The following is a 16887-nucleotide window of genomic DNA, read 5'->3' as shown; positions in this document are numbered from 1 at the left end:
AACCTACGAGTTATGCACAAAACTGCTTATGCATGATCGAGATGATTTCAGTGACCTGTTCATTCTTGAGTGAGTAATACACCACTTGGGAACTCTTACGTGTAGATACCAGATCTTGAACTCTTAAAACGGCAAGGTGCTGAGACAGGGCAGATTGGCTCAGCGGGACGGTCTCATTGAGTTGAGTTACACTCAATTCATTATCCAGTATTAGGCACAAGATCATCAATCGATTCGGATTGGCAATCGCTTTTAACCACTTAGCCGCATTCTCAGCGTTGGTCACCATGGCATTTACATCGATATTATTTTGCATACCTATACTCACTTCACTCTTGGATTAGTTTATTCTAATTGAGCCGTTTAGCTAAGGCAATGATACTAACTTGGCTACAGATCTCAATTTTGACTTCTATTTATATGAGCTAGCGCTAATTTGTGATCAATTCCTGTGTTTATAAAATGACTTGCTGCAACAATAAGCGCTGAAAATAGTTTTGAATTGGACATATCGATGAAGTCAGTACTGGTACTTTACTACTCCAGAGGTGGTCATACCGCCAGGATCAGCCGCGCCGTCGCCGAACAAATTGAAAGCAGCGGCAACCGATGCACTGTGATGCATATCAGTGAAGCGACGAAAAGTGGCCTGGATTGGTCGCAATATGATTGTGTCGCCTTAGGTGCCTGCGTACTCTATGGCAGCTATGATAAATCGGTATTCGCCTTTGCCTCTGAGCATCAAGCAGCCTTGGATAGTCTTCCCAACAGCTTCTATAGTGTCAACGTCGTTGCTCGTAAACCCGAGAAGCGCATCCCGGAGAATAACAAGTATCTGCAGAAGTTCATCGAGCTTTCTCCTTGGAAACCCAAGGACGTTAAAGTGATCGCCGGCAAGGTTGATTACCCCTCATGGCGCTGGTGGGACAGACTCGCCATTCAGATGATCATGAAGATGACAGACGGCCCAACCGATCCCAAATCAGTCATAGACTACACCGACTGGGATGACGTTAAAGTCTATGCCGATCATTTGGTTAGTTTGGCTAAATAACCTTTAGCTTTGTTTTCTTGTTAGTGCTGGATTCAAGTAATAAGTGCAACACCCTGTCCCATATAGACCTCAAATGGAGTGAGGCCACCTAATACTTTTCTTGGCGTGAAATTAAGTAGCAAGATCCTTCTTTCAATTTCATCATCTGTCAGTTTGCCCATATCGAATTTTTTTGGCCAAAAACGCCTGATCCGACCATTGGTATTCTCATTGGTTCCTCGTTGCCAACTGGCATAAGGCTTGGCAAAGTACATATCTGCACCTATTGCCTTGGACACTCGAACGTGACCTGCAAATTCACCGCCATTATCTAACGTCACTGTCTTTACCGTGTGAGCGGTTTTCAGCAGAGCAATCATTGCATCGCCAACTTCTTCTTTCGTTTTGCTAAATACACGTTTGGCTAGCGTAAAGCGGCTTGTGCGATCGACGAGTGTCACAAGGTGGGCACTCTGCCCGTGTACCGTGTCTCCTTCCCAATCACCTAATCGCGTCCGCGCATCCACAATATCAGGCCGCTCTGTAATATCGACTCGATCATGAATTAGCCTAACTCCCGCTTTTTTATTACGTTTCCCACCCTTCCACCGTGTTTTACCAAACCTGGGCAGCTGACGGTACAGGTGACCACCTTGCAACCTATTCTCTTCAATACGTCGGTAGATCGTCGTATGGCTAAGCGTCTCTGTGACTTTACTTTCAACCGTCATTCGCAGACTAACAGTCTCTGGAGACCAGCCTAAAATGACGGAGCCACGGATGATGTCATCTGTGTGGCTATGACGTTTGTTCGCTTTTAAGGATGTTCGTTTCCGTATATCACTCAGCGGGTGAGCCTCAGCACCTGAGTATCCATTAGGGGGTGAATTTCTATTCAGCTCCCGACTAACAGTGCTGTAATGTACCCCGATCTCTTTGGCAATGCCTCTCAGTCCCATCCCTGTTTTACGAAGGGCTGAAATCTGGTATCGTGGCTCTTGAGTTAGCTGTCGGTACTGTTCGTTGAGTTTATTCATAACGGACTTAATTTTTGTGTGAGAGCTTAGATTGTGCCTTCAGCTGGCTCACTATTCAAATTTCAGCCTGTTGCACTTATTGTATTACTCCAGCGTTGGCCTTCGAATGAAGGCTGATTACATTTTTTTATTTTGGCTTCATTTGCTAATAGGTAGTTACTTTTCGTCATTCCGGTAGATCTTTTGAGCCGGAATCCAGTGCCTTTGGTATTTGAATGTGTAATTGAAGATCAAACCTTCATTGTAATCTAACGCCTGTCCGGCGAGGGTTGTGCACTCTTTATTTTGACAAGGTTCTGCGAGGCGCCGGCTCTTGATTTCATAAGAGTCTTCCATGTGGGCTCTGCGTTTTCAAACAACTTCCATGTTTAAATGCCAGTTCGACATCCTGTCTCTCGTTCGAAGAGTTTCATTTCATGAAACCTCACCCTGAAACCGAAGCCATGCTTACCAGAAAATAATCAAATACCAAAACCTGTCTAATGAACCCAATCTCAAAAGATATTTGAAACTGGCTATCAGGCAAGTAAGCCAAATAAACATCGACATAAATACTTCGAACTAGTATTTCCAAAAGCCTGGGTGGAACAGCACTGCAACCGTCAGTATCTCCAAGCGTCCTAACAGCATTCCGATTGCCAGTGCCCACTTAGCCACGTCGGGCAAGCTAGAGAAATTACCCGCTGGACCGATAATATGGCCAAGACCTGGACCTACGTTGGTCACTGCTGTTATAGCGCCGGTGAAACTGGTGGTCGGATCGAGTCCCGTCATGACTAATATGACCGAAAGCGCGATTATCACGAACATGAACAGCAAGATAAAGGTCACCAGGGAGCGGACGATATCATCGCCTATAGGACGGTTGTTATAGCGTTCTTTGAATACTCCGTTAGGGTGGAATTGTTGCTTGAGTTGTTCTCGCATGATGGCGATGGCTATCTGAAAGCGGAATATCTTGATGCCACCAGAGGTCGAGCCTGAGCAGCTACCGGCGAACATTAAGAACAGGAAGATGACATTGGCAAGCGCGCCCCAGGCGGTGTAATCCGTTAAGCCGTAACCGGTAGTGGTGACCACTGAGACTACGTTGAAGCTGGCTAGACGTATGGCATCTATGGGGGGGATCTCGCGACTGCTCCAGAGCCAGAATGCCAGGCAAGATGACACCGTAAAGATGAATAGCAGGAAGCCTTTCACCTGGGCGTCATTCCATACTAATAAAGATCTCTGCTGAATACAGTTGACGAACATCAGCATCGGCAAGCCGCCGGCGGCCATAAAGACGATGGCGACCCAATGGGCATTATCAGAGAAAGCTGCCATGGAACTATCGGAAGTGGAGTAGCCGCCTGTCGAGAGGGTGGTCATGGCATGGTTGATCGCCTCAAACCAGCTCATACCCGCCATATGGTAGGCGAACCCACAGAGTACCGTGAGTAAGATATAGATGTAGAAAAGGTGCTTGGCCATGTCTTGGGTACGGGGGATCGCCTTGTCACTCCAGTCGGAGGATTCGGTTCTAAACAGCCGCATACCACCGACATTTAGAAAAGGTAGTACCGCCACGGCCATCACGATAAAGCCAATACCACCTAGCCATTGTAATAGAGAGCGCCAGATCAATATGCTGTGATCCATAGTGTCCAAGCCTGACAATACTGTCGAACCTGTGGTGGTGATCCCCGACATAGTCTCGAAGAAGGCGTCGGTATAGTTGATGCCGTGATAGAGGGTGAACGGCATGGCGGCGAAAATACTGACTATTAGCCAAGTCAGGCTGGTCAGTAGGAATAAGTCGCGAATATTTAGATTGAGCTGCTTACTTTTTCCCTGGTGCATGCAAGTGGTGGCCGCCGTGGCAGTGACCAGAGATGAGATCATGAAGGCACCAACGGTTTCTTCACTATAGAGCAGGGCGAAGAGCAAGGGGATAAACATAAATACCGTCAGGGTCGACAGAAATATGCCTAAAATAAACAGCAGTGGCCGAAAGTTCAGCATGAGTCAATCCTTTGAAAAACAAACGAGCGGCCAGCCTCTATCATTCTCAGTAAAGCCGAGTTAACAGCTAAGCCGCTATTCAAACGTGTCTGATGGGAAATATTAAAAGAAGAAAGCACTCGGCTGGAAAAGCTTCTCAACTTCGCCGATAAACTTCTTGTTTACCAAGAAGAGAATGACATGGTCGCCTTGCTCTATCACTGTTTTGTCATGAGCCATCAACACCTCTTCATCCCGCACTATGGCACCGATAGTGGTACCCGGTGGTAACTTAATATCGCCTATCTTCTTACCTATAACTTTAGAGGTCTTGGAGTCGCCGTGAGCTATGGCTTCAATGGCCTCTGCGGCCCCGCGGCGCAGGGAGTAGACGTTACAGATATCGCCCTGACGTATATGGGTCAAGAGTGCAGATATGGTGGCTTGCTGAGGAGAAATGGCAATATCGATATTGGCTTCCTGCACGATATCGACATAAGCCTCGCGCTGGATCAGTACCATCACTTTCTTGGCACCCATGCGCTTAGCGAGAAGTGCGGCCATGATGTTGGCTTCATCGTCATTGGTGACGGCGATAAACACATCGGTCTGATCGATATTCTCTTCGAGCAGGAGCTCCTGATCTGAGGCATCACCACAAAATACTGTGGTATTTTCCAATCGCTCAGAAAGTTCCTCGGCGCGCTCTTGTCTATGCTCGATAAGCTTAACCGAGTGATTGCGCTGTAGTTGTTTGGCGAGTCCCATGCCGATATTGCCACCACCGACGATCATGATATTTCGGTAGGTGTTATCGAGCTTTTGCATCTCACTCATTACTGCGCGGACATGGCGACTATCGGCAAGGAAGAAGACTTCGTCATCGGCTTCGATGATCGTGGTACCGCATGGCATGATTGGACGGCCTTGCCTGAAGATGGCCGCGACTCGGGTATCGATATTTGGCATATGTTCACGCAAGGTCGCGAGGGCATTACCCACCAAGGGGCCACCATAATAGGCTTTTACCGCGACTAGGCTGAGACGCCCCTCGGCAAATTCTAATACCTGTAAGGCGCCGGGATATTCCACCAAGCGGCGAATGTAGGAGGTCACTAACTGTTCTGGGGCGATAAGTTCATCGATAATGAAACCACCACGAGTTCGATTATCATTAAGCTTGGTTTCACTGTTAAAAAATAATTTGTCTTTAAGCGCTAAGTATTGCTCTGAACGGATCCTGGCTATCTTAGTCGGTGTTCCAAACAGGGTGTAAGCGATCTGACAGGCCGCCATATTACATTCATCGCTGTTGGTCACGGCGATGAGCATATCGGCATCTTCGGCGCCCGCCTCCTTGAGCACATCCGGGTGAGCACCATGACCGTGTACGACGCGCAGATCGTATTTATCCTGTAATGAACGCAAGCGGGTCTTGTCTAAATCGACGACTGTGATGTCATTATTCTCACCAACTAAGTTTTCAGCCAGTGTGCCACCGACCTGACCGGCACCCAAAATGATAATCTTCATGGCCTTGCTTTATCCCTTTACTAGGCGAGCGTAATAGAATCCGTCCATATTCTCTGTTCCTGGGGTGATTTGCCAGCCGATATCGTCGGGATTTGGCTGCTCACTGATAGGAAAGAGAGTGGCATCATCGGCTCTTGCTAAGAATGAGCGGATCTGCTGTTCATTCTCTTGTGGGAGAATCGAGCAGGTTGCATACAGGAGTGTGCCACCGGGCTTAAGCCACTGCCAGCAATGATCTAAAATTTTACTCTGCAGTGAGGCTAGCTCATCAATATCGGTCTGTTTTCTTAGCCATTTAATATCCGGGTGGCGACGTATCACGCCAGTTGCCGAACAGGGGGCGTCGAGTAAGATACGATCGAACTTGTCACCTTGCCACCAGGAATCGATATCGGCTGCATCTCCATGAACTAGCTTGGCCTTAAGTGATAGGCGATCCAGATTTTGTTGCACACGCTCGAGACGTTTCTCATCGAAATCGACGGCGACCAGTTCGATATTGGCCAGCTCTAATAGATGGCAAGTCTTGCCACCGGGAGCAGCACAAGCATCGAGTATCAGCTCACCATCTTTAGGGGCCAGTAACGTGGCAGCCCACTGAGCCGCACCATCCTGAACCGAGGCGGCGCCTTGCTCAAAACCTGGCAGTTGCGCTACGTCGCGAGGGCTCTCGAGTAAGATAGCATCGCTGCTCTTGCCTGCAGAAGCCGGGATGTCTATTTCCGCTAAGGCGGCAAGATACTCATCCCGAGTCTGTGACTGTTTATTATTGCGCAGCCACATTGGTGGACGCTGGTGGCTCTGTTCGATAACCTCTTGCCAGTTTTCAGGGTAAGCGGCTTTAAGGCGCTTAACAATCCAGGCTGGGGTGTTGAAGGCTAAGGTGTCGTTATCAGTCGGCAGAGGCTTTTCTTGACGCTGAATGTTACGCAATACACCATTAACCACTTTCACTAGGCCTTCAAACTTAAGCTGTCTACAGGCTTCAGCAGTTTCTGAAATCGCTGCATGGCTGGGAATTCGGGTAAAGTAGAGTTGATAGCAACCTATAAGCAGCAGTTGGTGAACGATTCGCTGCTTACCTTTTAATGGTTTGCTCATGCAGTCGCTGACCAACTTATCCAGCTGGGGCAGGTGGCGCATCACGCCGTAGCTAAGCTCTGCAAGTAGGGCTTTATCTTTGCCACTCTCTAGGTGCTGCTGTTGATCGGGAAGAGCGACGGATAACGAGGTACCTTTCTCAAGCACCTGAAATGCGACTCTTGCCGCCAGTGCGCGCAAATTCATTAGCTAGCCTCTTTGTTTTTTAAGCGTGTGCCTGGAGTAAACCAATCACCGCGAGAATTAAGGATGTCGCCGACACTCAGTGGCTTCTTACCCGGTAACTGCATGTTCTGCAGACTCAGCACCCCTTCACCTGTCGCTATCTCTATGCCGTTCTTATCGGCTGAGATGATGGTGCCTGCCGGTGCATCGCTAATCGATTCACTCACCTTAGCCTGTCTGACCTTGATACTGGCATCATTGTGACTGAAGTGGCTGATAGGCCAAGGATTAAAGGCGCGTATTTCGCGCCAAAGCTGCAGTGCCGATTTATTCCAATCCAGCTCAGCTTCTTCTTTACTCAGCTTTTTGGCGTAGTTCGCCAGAGTTTCATCTTGCTTCTCTGCCTTGAGTTCACCATTTGCCAGACCGGCTAATGCTTGAATAAGTGCATCCGGTCCTTGTAGTGCCAATTTGTCATAGAGGCTCCCTGAGGTGTCATCATCTTCGATAGTCAGCTGAGTCTTGAGAAGCATATCACCGGTATCCAGACCTAAGTCCATCTGCATTATGGTGATACCTGTTTCTTTATCACCGGCCCAGAGTGCTCTTTGTATCGGTGCCGCACCGCGCCAGCGGGGAAGGATTGAGCCGTGTACATTGATACAGCCTAGTCTTGGGGTATCCAAAACCACTTGAGGCAAGATTAAACCGTAGGCGACGACAACCATAAGGTCGGCATTTAAGCCGCTTAATTCCTGCTGGGCCGCTTCATCACGTAAGGACTTAGGCTGGTAAATAGGAATGTTATGCTCCAGCGCCAAGGTTTTTACCGGACTCGCCTGTAATTTTTTTCCTCTTCCTGCGGGGCGATCAGGCTGAGAATAGACACCAATAACATGATGTTCAGAGTCTATCAGGGCTTGCAGGTGGCGAGCGGCGAAGTCCGGAGTACCGGCAAAAACGATATTTAATGGTTTCAAGATAAGGCTATCCCTGTTTTGCTTCTAGTCGTGCGGCTTTTTCCAGCTTTTGCTTGATGCGCTGACGCTTTAGGGGCGACAGGTAATCGACAAATAACTTGCCTTTGAGGTGATCCAGTTCGTGCTGTAAACAGATGGCGAATAAGCCATCAGCATCGAGAGTGAACTCAATACCGTCTCGATCAAGAGCCTTGATGGTGACATGTTCGGCGCGCTCGATGTCGGCATAGAACCCAGGTACAGAAAGACAGCCCTCTTCGTTGGAAAAGTGGCCGCTGCTGGCAACAATTTCCAAGTTTATGAAGACTTTTGGTCTTTCTTCTTCATCTTGAAGATCCATGATAATCAATTGCCTGTGGTAATCGACCTGGGTTGCGGCTAGGCCAACTCCCTTGTCTTCGTACATGGTTTCGAACATATTATTGATTTGAGTTTGCAAGCCAGTGTTAAACTCTGTAACCGGCTTGGCAAGCGTGCGTAATCTTTCATCGGGAAAACGTAAAATTTTTAGTAAACTCATACTTAAACTCTTAACAAGTCTGTCAAATCTTTATCAGTTGGTTATACTGACTTTAGCTAATGGGTCAATTTTAATCCTTAGTGGCAATCAATAACAGCAAAAGCTCTCTATATCACCAAACTAGTTTTATCTTTCGAGTGCTTCCTGCAAGGGATAGTTTGTCATATAGAGAACAAACAGCGTGGGAACCCCGATGAAACGATTAATTTTACTCGGTTTAATTTTATTAAATTGCTCTTTTGTGTTCGCCGATACCCTGACATTGAAATCAGGGCACCCCGACTCTTATGTGGTGGAGAAGGGAGATACCCTCTGGGATATCTCTGCATATTTCCTAAAAGATCCTTGGCGCTGGCCTAAGCTTTGGGGGGACAACCCTCAAATCGCTAACCCCCATCTCATCTATCCTGGTGACAGGCTGACATTAGTCTTCATCGACGGTGAACCTAGACTGGTCGTAAAACCTTATATTCGTAAGTCTCCTCAAGGCAGAATCATGCCTAAAGATAGTGCTATCCCTGCCATTGATCTTGCGTTAGTCAGGCCATATCTAGTTCAGAACAGGGTAGTTGATAGTGACTGGTTCGAAACTCAGCCTATGGTGTTAGGCGGTGAGAGTGAATCTAGGCATCATATCGTTGGCGATGTGATTTATATTCAAGCCGAACTTACCATGGGTGATAAATTCGGTGCCTATGAGCGAGGTCGTGATTTTGTCAGCAACAATGGGGACGATCTTGGCGTCGAGGTGATATTAACCGCCAGTGGTCGTGTCATCGAGTCCGGTCCTGTCTCTAAAATTAAGTTATTGAGTAATTTTCGTGAAACAGTTGCGGGCAGTCGAGTGATGCCAATCGAAGATGACTCATTAATGTCCGCTTATTTTATGCCTCGAGCCGCCGAGCTTTCATCTCCTGCATCCGTGCTAGCCTCTGAGAAATATCTGCGTGAGATGGGGAAACTCGATGTTGTTTATATCGATAAAGGCAGCGAGGATGGTGTCGAATCCGGTCATGTTTTCTCTATCTATAGAGATGGCTTAGATATCGTTATTAATGGTGATGGTCAGCCTGTAATACCTACAGGGCGAAGTACATACGAGACTATGTTGTCGAGTGTGTCTTCCACTAACTCTATCAAGATGCCGGATATCTATCGAGGCAAGTTGATGGTGTTCAAGGTGTTCGGCAAGACCAGCATGGGACTCATCATGGTTAACGAGAGGCCCGTCAGAGTCGAAGATAAGCTAGTAACACCCGATGCTCTCCTTATTAGTGAATAAAGAGTTAGGGAATAACTAGGCGGTGAATAAAGCTTAGAGTTGGACACATAAACTGATTGGCAGCCGAAGGGATATCTGTTGATTCTGGTTATAATTTTACTAATTACCAATATTGAGGTGAAGGAATTACCGATAAACTGGTCGACTGGCTGGTTGTTAGTGCTGTATCCGGGCTAGGACCCGCCCGGATCCAACAACTGCTCAACTACATGGATGTAGAGGAACTCAGACAGATGTTAGAGCATGAACCCGATGCTCTTCCGCTGCCTGAGAGTCTACTCAAGTGTTCGCTCACTCCCGACTTTTCTCGTGTAGAGTCGGCACTGTCATGGCAACAAGCTGCCGATAATCATTATATATTGACCTTAGACGATCCCGACTACCCTTATCTTCTCAAGCAGATAATCGATCCGCCCACTATCATATTCGTCAAAGGGGAGCTACATGCGTTGAAGTTTCCTGCTATTGCGATTGTTGGTAGCAGAGCCGCGTCACAAACAGGGCTGCAGATAGCCTATCGGTTGGCTGCTGAGATAACAGGTTTAGGTTTTGCTGTAGTGAGTGGTATGGCCGTAGGCATCGATGGCTCGGCTCATCAAGCATGTATCGATAATGAAGGAAGAACTTTGGCAGTGTTGGGGACGGGAACCGATGTGATCTATCCTCGCAGACACAGGGCTATCTATGAAAAAATTCAGCACCATGGAGCCATAGTCAGTGAGTTTTGGCCCGGTACGAAACCTTTCGCCGGTAATTTTCCGAAACGTAACAGGATAATCAGCGGTCTATCTTTAGGTACCTTAGTGGTAGAAGCCTGCAGAAAAAGCGGTTCACTCATTACCGCTAAACTGGCATTGGAACAAGGGCGTGAGGTGTTCGCGGTTCCTGGTAATATCCTCGCCGGTCAGAGTCAAGGTTGCCATGACCTTCTCAAAGACGGCGCAAAGCTTGTGGAGAATGCGGCCGATATAATAGAAGAAGTTACCGCTTTATCGGATTTTCACCTTGAAGAACTGAGAAGACGTCACTATATAGAGGAGGTTAAGGCCGTTAATTTGCCATTTGCCTCACTGTTAGCTAGTGTAGGATATGAGACCACCACAATAGATGATGTGGTTGAGCATAGTGGAAAGGCCATAGATTTAGTATTAGAGCAAATGCTTGAACTTGAATTACAAGGTTGGGTCGCTGTAGTGCCCGGTGGTTATATAAGACTAAAGAGGAGCTAGCCATGTTTGATATCCTCATGTATCTATTTGAAAACTATGTTCATAGTGAAGTAGAGTTTTTAGTGGATGAAGATGAGCTTACACAAGAGCTCACCCGTGCTGGTTTTCATCAGTCCGAGATAATTAAAGCCATCTCTTGGCTTGAACATTTAGCCGAGCTACAGGAAGGGGATACGCCTTATCTGTGTGATCATGCTCAACATTCATTCAGAATTTATACTCAGGATGAGATGGATAAGCTAGATGTCGAGTGTAGAGGTTTTCTTCTATTTCTAGAGCAGATAAAAGTATTAAGCGTTATAATCCGCGAGATGGTCATAGACCGTGTAATGGAACTTGATGAGCCGATGTTAATATTGGAAGATCTCAAGTGGGTCGTGCTTATGGTGTTATTTAATGTGCCAGGTAATGAGTCTGCTTATGAAAAAATGGAAGATCTTATCTTCGAGCAGCATGACGGTCGATTGCATTCCTAGTTATATCAGCACTCATTATTTCTGCACTTAATGTGATAAAAAAAAGGAGGCCTAGCCTCCTTTTTTGATTAGTAATGCCTGTGAGCATCATCCTTGAACAGGTGTGCCGGGGTCTAAGTCGCTAAAGGCTCTTAGATAGTAGAGTAGGCAGAGCTATCGCAAGAGCCAAAACTGACTTGCGCAGCATAATATTCATTCCATTGTATTTTTTGCATACTATATACTTGTGTTGTTTCTAGCTATAAACCTAGTGATAATTAATCTCCTAAGATATTTCCCTGTGTTGGCTTTGCTTGGTAAAATGGCTGATAGCCGATTTAACCGAGAACCCCATGTCTAAAATTGATGATCAACTGTTTAGTTCCCATGAACATGCCTTAGAGAAAGAGTATGAACTCTGCCCTAAGTGCGGCAGTGAGCTATCGGTTCGGCATAGTAAACATGGCGGTTTCATTGGGTGTAATAGTTATCCTGTATGTGATTATACTCGGCCGTTAGTACAACATGAGTCTATTGAAACTCAAGCCATCCCTGATTCAGAATGCCCCGAGTGTGGCCATGAACTGGCGGTAAAGTCTGGACGATTTGGCATTTTTATTGGCTGTACAAATTACCCCGATTGTAAGCATATTGAAAAGCATGATAAGGAAGAACCTGAAGATCAGATTGCTTGCCCAAGTTGTAAAACCGGGAAGATTGAGCATAGAACCAGTCGGTTTGGTAAAAGTTTTTATGCCTGCAGCGGTTACCCTAAGTGTAAGTTTTTAGTGAACTATCGACCCGTAGCCGAAGCCTGTCCCGAGTGTGGTTTCGGCATCCTGATAGTGAGGAAAGGTGCCGCTGGGTCTCGCTTAGAGTGTCCGAAGAAGACATGCAAGTATAAAAGAGCAGTCTAAATTATTGAATTTGATTGAAGGTAACGATACATGTTGCAGTTAGACCCATCAGAAATTTCTGAGCTGATTGAAAATGGAGGCGTGATCGCCTATCCAACCGAGGCTGTGTATGGCTTAGGCTGTGATCCTGATAATGATGTAGCGATAGAGAAGTTACTCGGCTTGAAACAGCGTCCTTGGCAGAAGGGATTGATCTTAGTCGCCAGCGATTATTCTCAGCTCGCACCCTATCTCGATGACACTCAGTTGACGACAAAACAGCTTGAGTCAGTGTTTTCTAAATGGCCCGGTCCTTTCACCTTTATTATGCCTATAAGATCCGATATTTCTAAGCTACTCTGTGGCAGCTTTAATTCATTGGCGGTTAGGGTTTCCGCCCATCCAGGAATACAAGCTATCTGCAATAATCTGGGTAAACCTCTGGTGTCTACCAGTGCAAATATTACCGGTCAACAACCCGCAATGAGTTTGGATGAAGTGACCGCACAATTTGAAGGTGTGATAGCAGGCACTGCCACTGGAGAGTTAGGCTTAGATGCAAATCCTTCGACGATTATCGACGCCCTCAGCGGCAAGGTCTTACGCTAAACACTTAAAAATACGCTATATAAGTGCCAGCTTGTAAATATAAAAAAAAGGAATCTATATGTCAGTACCTGACATCCGTGCAGTAAAATCATTTTTACTCGCCCTGCAGCAGCAAATCTGTGAAGGTCTGGAACAGCTCGATGGCAAGGGAGAGTTTAAGGCTGACTCCTGGGAGCGAGAAGAAGGTGGTGGAGGCACGAGTCGGGTATTAACCAAAGGTGCCGTATTCGAGCAAGCCGGTGTTAATTTTTCCCATGTGACAGGTGCTTCAATGCCGGCATCGGCAACGGCTCATCGCCCGGAGCTTGCGGGCCGTAGCTTCGAGGCTATGGGGGTGTCACTGGTCATCCATCCTCATAACCCCTATATTCCGACGACTCATGCGAACGTGCGTTTCTTCATTGCATCTAAAGAGGGAGCCGATCCGGTTTGGTGGTTTGGCGGGGGATTCGATCTGACTCCTTATTACCCATTTGAGGAAGATGTCATTGAGTGGCATCAAGATGCCAAGTCTTTCTGTGACCCATTCGGTGATGAGGTTTACCCTAAATATAAGCAGTGGTGTGATGAATACTTCTATTTGCCCCATAGAGATGAGACTCGCGGTGTCGGTGGGCTCTTTTTTGATGATCTTAACCAAGAAGGTTTCGATACTAGCTTCGAATTTATGCAAGCGGTAGGTACTGGCTTCTTGACCTCCTATGCCCCAATCGTTAATCGTCGTAAAGATACTGAATATGGTGAGAAGGAACGCGACTTCCAACTTTACCGTCGTGGGCGCTATGTCGAATTCAACCTAGTGTATGACAGAGGTACCTTGTTCGGACTGCAAACTGGTGGCAGAACCGAGTCTATATTGATGTCGATGCCACCCTTGGTTCGTTGGGAGTATATGTACACACCAGAAGCTGGATCGCCCGAAGCTTTACTGTATACAGACTTTCTTAAACCGAGAGACTGGTTGGGTTTGAATAAGTAAAGTTATGCTTGATTGAATTGCTGGTGGCGTAGGCATTAACTGCAACATATGTCGATGCCACATTCCCGACATTCTGGTCCGTTGGGAGTATATGTACACACCAGAAGCTTTGGTTTAATCAGGTTGCATCCGACTTTGGAGATAAACGATGACTGACAGATATGCCGTTTTTGGAAACCCGATAGCACACAGTAAATCTCCATTTATACATGGTTTATTTGCCGAAGAGACGGAGCAAGTATTAGAGTATGAGGCCTTGCTGGCCCCGATCGATGGTTTCGAAAAGAGCTTGTCGGAGTTTTGGCTTAATAAGGGCAAGGGAGCCAATGTTACCGTCCCCTTTAAAGAGCAGGCATTTAAATTATGCGATGAGTTGAGTGAATTGGCATCGTTGGCGGGAGCGGTTAATACCTTAACCTTATTAGAGAACGGCGATATTCGTGGTGACAATACCGATGGTTTAGGTCTGGTCGCCGATCTGCAACATAACTTTGGTAGCTTAGTCGGAAAACGAGTGCTGCTCTTGGGGGCCGGTGGGGCTGCAAGGGGCTGCATTCTGCCTCTGTTAAATGCCGAGATTGCCGAGCTCTGTATCCACAATAGAACTCATGAGAAAGCGGAAGTGCTGGCGGAGCTGTTTGCCGAATACGGAAACACCAGAGCCATAGCGACTAATGAACTGACTGCTTCATTCGATATAATCATTAATTCTACTTCTTCAAGCTTATCAGGTGATGTTCCACAGATCCCCGAGTCAGTCATAGATGCAGCAACAAAGTGCTACGACATGATGTATAGCAAGCAGATGACTTCGTTTAATTCTTGGGCCTCATCCTTGGGAGCGAGTGCTGTGGTCGATGGCTTAGGCATGCTAGTAGGGCAGGCTGCTAAAAGTTTTGAATTATGGCGTGGTGTTAGGCCCAAGGTGACAACAGCTTTAGATGCATTAAGAATAAAGTTGGATGCAGAATGAATCAGAGTGTTTTATTTCCGGACTTACAAGATTGGGATGATAATAAGCAGCAGGTTATTTTTCCGGCTCAGGTTCAGGGAGCTAATATACAATGTCGAATAAGCCTATCAAGATTAACTAAGCTGCATGGTGAGGCGTTGACAGGGGAAGCCGAAGTGCTTGCTGCCTTCGAAGCATGCCGTTTCGATATCGAAGATCACGTTGAAGAGCTCATCGAACAGGAGATGTTCGATGAGGATGGGGCTGTGAGTTGGCGCTAATCGCCTTCACATTGTTAAAGACTTGCCTTTAACTAGACTGGAGTGACTATTTCTTTATCTAAATACTCATTCTTGAGTCGAACATAATTATCGGCTGACTGTGGTAGAAATTGAAGTTCTGCTTCGGTCAGCGCGCGGACCTGTTTTGCCGGGCTACCTACATATAAGTGGCCACTCTTTAGTACCTTCCCTGGCGGAACTAAAGAACCCGCGCCTAAGATCACATCATCTTCTAATATTGCACCGTCCAGGATAATGGCTCCCATACCGACTAAGATACGATTGCCAACGCTGCAACCATGGAGCATAGCTTTATGTCCTATGGTGACGTCATCGCCTATTAATAGAGGATGGCCGTCAGGATTAGATGGAGACTTGCGCGTGACATGAAGAATTGCCCCGTCTTGTACATTGGTCCTCTTACCAATTCTCATGTGGTTCACATCACCGCGTGCGGCAACTAAAGGCCAAATACTAGAATCAGTATCTAAAAATATGTCGCCAACGAGTACACAGGCATCATCTAGGTATACAGAATCATCGAATTGAGGACTTACCCCTTTATAGGCTCTTAATGAAACAGGCACGGAAACTCCTTAAATATAGGTATGAAGCGTAATACCGGCATTATAATGCTTAAAAAGTAGGAGATCAGGCCAAATAACATTCAAACGAATAAGAAAAGAGAATTAACTCACTATTAGCCCTTGCGCTCTGGGCTGACGCCCCTATAATGCGCATCCACTGACACGGCAAACCAGTCTTCTTAAACGAAGTTGAAACGCAGTCAGGGCAACAAGTAAGCTTGTTTTTTCTTCGTTTTAAACGATTGAAATTAAATTTTAAAAAGCCCTTGACGCCAACAATTGGGAGTGTAGAATACGCATCCCTAGCCAAGGCGGAACGCCTTGGGAAGTAAGTAAAAGCCTGCGACCTAGCGTCTAACGGCGGTGCTACCAAGCACCAGCTCTTTAACAATACGAAACAAGAAATCTGTGTGGACACTCACAGGTGTTGAGTTATTCGAAATTACCTCTCACGAGGTAATCAAAAAATTTACTCAATGAACTACTGAGTGACCATAGCGACTTTGGTGTCTACTTTATTACTCTCACGAGCAAGCAAAGTAAATTCAAAGAAGCAAAATATGTAAGCTTCATTAACTTTCGGGTTAGTGAAAAACAGTTTTTTTGTTTTCACTTTTTAAAAAGTGAAGGCAAAAGTTTCATTGAGCCGATGTCATCATCGAAAGAGGATGCATCAAAAGAACTTTAATTGAAGAGTTTGATCATGGCTCAGATTGAACGCTGGCGGCAGGCCTAACACATGCAAGTCGAGCGGAAACAGGAAGGTGCTTGCACCTTTGCTGTCGAGCGGCGGACGGGTGAGTAATGCCTAGGGAACTGCCCAGTCGAGGGGGATAACAGTTGGAAACGACTGCTAATACCGCATACGCCCTACGGGGGAAAGGAGGGGACGCGCTTTTCGAAGTACGCCTTTCGCGATTGGATGTACCTAGGTGGGATTAGCTAGTTGGTAAGGTAATGGCTTACCAAGGCGACGATCCCTAGCTGGTCTGAGAGGATGATCAGCCACACTGGAACTGAGACACGGTCCAGACTCCTACGGGAGGCAGCAGTGGGGAATATTGCACAATGGGCGCAAGCCTGATGCAGCCATGCCGCGTGTGTGAAGAAGCCTTCGGGTTGTAAAGCACTTTCAGCGAGGAGGAAAGGTTGTAGTTTAATAAACTGTAGCTGTGACGTTACTCGCAGAAGAAGCACCGGCTAACTTCGTGCCAGCAGCCGCGGTAATACGAGGGGTGCAAGCGTTAATCGGAATTACTGGGCGT

General features: G+C 46.7%; 17 protein-coding genes and 1 rRNA gene. 10 read left to right on the top strand and 8 right to left on the bottom strand.

The window, feature by feature from the left end; all coding sequences use genetic code 11:
* Positions 1-10: 10 nt before the first annotated feature.
* Positions 11-316 carry an ArsR/SmtB family transcription factor gene (locus tag KT99_RS15020; RefSeq protein WP_005501623.1) on the bottom strand — a complete coding sequence of 102 codons (306 nt, stop codon included), beginning with the start codon at positions 314-316 and terminating at the stop codon, positions 11-13.
* 198 nt (positions 317-514) lie between these two features.
* Between KT99_RS15020 and hemG the strand changes: the two genes are divergently transcribed.
* Positions 515-1054 carry a menaquinone-dependent protoporphyrinogen IX dehydrogenase gene (gene hemG, locus KT99_RS15015; RefSeq protein ID WP_005501621.1) on the top strand — a complete coding sequence of 180 codons (540 nt, stop codon included), beginning with the start codon at positions 515-517 and terminating at the stop codon, positions 1052-1054.
* Between the two features lie 32 nt (positions 1055-1086).
* Here the strand turns inward: hemG and KT99_RS15010 are convergent, their stop codons facing one another.
* The 6 genes from KT99_RS15010 to def form a co-directional block, all read right to left on the bottom strand.
* Positions 1087-2070: an IS30 family transposase gene (locus KT99_RS15010; RefSeq protein WP_005501619.1), complete on the bottom strand. Its 984-nt coding sequence runs from the start codon at positions 2068-2070 to the stop codon at positions 1087-1089.
* Positions 2071-2631: 561 nt separating this feature from the next.
* Positions 2632-4074: a TrkH family potassium uptake protein gene (locus KT99_RS15000; RefSeq protein WP_005501615.1), complete on the bottom strand. Its 1443-nt coding sequence runs from the start codon at positions 4072-4074 to the stop codon at positions 2632-2634.
* Between the two features lie 102 nt (positions 4075-4176).
* Complete coding sequence (gene trkA, locus KT99_RS14995; protein WP_005501613.1) at positions 4177-5586, bottom strand: Trk system potassium transporter TrkA; 1410 nt, start codon at positions 5584-5586, stop codon at positions 4177-4179.
* Positions 5587-5595: 9 nt separating this feature from the next.
* Positions 5596-6873: a 16S rRNA (cytosine(967)-C(5))-methyltransferase RsmB gene (gene rsmB, locus KT99_RS14990; protein WP_005501611.1), complete on the bottom strand. Its 1278-nt coding sequence runs from the start codon at positions 6871-6873 to the stop codon at positions 5596-5598.
* Positions 6873-7832: a methionyl-tRNA formyltransferase gene (fmt, locus tag KT99_RS14985; RefSeq protein ID WP_005501608.1), complete on the bottom strand. Its 960-nt coding sequence runs from the start codon at positions 7830-7832 to the stop codon at positions 6873-6875. Before fmt ends, rsmB begins: the two co-directional genes overlap by 1 nt.
* 7 nt (positions 7833-7839) lie before the next feature.
* The gene (def, locus tag KT99_RS14980; RefSeq protein WP_005501607.1) at positions 7840-8352 is read right to left on the bottom strand and encodes a peptide deformylase; all 513 of its coding nucleotides are present in this window, start codon (positions 8350-8352) and stop codon (positions 7840-7842) included.
* Between the two features lie 181 nt (positions 8353-8533).
* On the opposite strand from def, the gene KT99_RS14975 reads away from it, so the two are divergent.
* The 8 genes from KT99_RS14975 (at position 8534) to KT99_RS14940 (ending at position 15035) form a co-directional block, all read left to right on the top strand.
* Positions 8534-9634: a LysM peptidoglycan-binding domain-containing protein gene (locus KT99_RS14975; protein ID WP_086017600.1), complete on the top strand. Its 1101-nt coding sequence runs from the start codon at positions 8534-8536 to the stop codon at positions 9632-9634.
* A gap of 209 nt (positions 9635-9843) precedes the next feature.
* Positions 9844-10863, top strand: a complete 1020-nt coding sequence (dprA, locus tag KT99_RS14970) for a DNA-processing protein DprA (RefSeq protein ID WP_005501603.1) — start codon at positions 9844-9846, stop codon at positions 10861-10863.
* 2 nt (positions 10864-10865) lie between these two features.
* Entirely contained in the window at positions 10866-11339 is a 474-nt protein-coding gene (locus KT99_RS14965) for a DUF494 family protein (protein ID WP_005501602.1), read from the top strand.
* A gap of 332 nt (positions 11340-11671) precedes the next feature.
* Positions 11672-12235 (top strand): DNA topoisomerase family protein, encoded by a 564-nt coding sequence (locus KT99_RS14960; RefSeq protein ID WP_005501600.1) that lies wholly within the window; start codon positions 11672-11674, stop codon positions 12233-12235.
* A gap of 30 nt (positions 12236-12265) precedes the next feature.
* Complete coding sequence (locus KT99_RS14955; RefSeq protein ID WP_005501598.1) at positions 12266-12823, top strand: L-threonylcarbamoyladenylate synthase; 558 nt, start codon at positions 12266-12268, stop codon at positions 12821-12823.
* A gap of 58 nt (positions 12824-12881) precedes the next feature.
* Positions 12882-13802, top strand: a complete 921-nt coding sequence (gene hemF / locus KT99_RS14950; protein ID WP_005501596.1) for an oxygen-dependent coproporphyrinogen oxidase — start codon at positions 12882-12884, stop codon at positions 13800-13802.
* 148 nt (positions 13803-13950) lie between these two features.
* Positions 13951-14775, top strand: a complete 825-nt coding sequence (aroE, locus tag KT99_RS14945) for a shikimate dehydrogenase (protein WP_005501594.1) — start codon at positions 13951-13953, stop codon at positions 14773-14775.
* The gene (locus KT99_RS14940; RefSeq protein WP_005501591.1) at positions 14772-15035 is read left to right on the top strand and encodes a DUF1488 domain-containing protein; all 264 of its coding nucleotides are present in this window, start codon (positions 14772-14774) and stop codon (positions 15033-15035) included. The genes aroE and KT99_RS14940 overlap by 4 nt, the downstream gene beginning before the upstream one ends.
* A 32-nt stretch (positions 15036-15067) precedes the next feature.
* Here KT99_RS14940 and KT99_RS14935 read toward each other — a convergent pair whose 3' ends face one another.
* Positions 15068-15622 carry a gamma carbonic anhydrase family protein gene (locus tag KT99_RS14935; RefSeq protein WP_005501589.1) on the bottom strand — a complete coding sequence of 185 codons (555 nt, stop codon included), beginning with the start codon at positions 15620-15622 and terminating at the stop codon, positions 15068-15070.
* Positions 15623-16307: 685 nt separating this feature from the next.
* Between KT99_RS14935 and KT99_RS14930 the strand changes: the two genes are divergently transcribed.
* Positions 16308-16887 (top strand): 16S ribosomal RNA (locus tag KT99_RS14930); the annotation flags it as partial.

Source organism: Shewanella benthica KT99, from assembly GCF_000172075.1.
Lineage (GTDB): Bacteria > Pseudomonadota > Gammaproteobacteria > Enterobacterales > Shewanellaceae > Shewanella > Shewanella benthica_A.
This window is presented reverse-complemented; position numbering and strand designations above follow the sequence as displayed.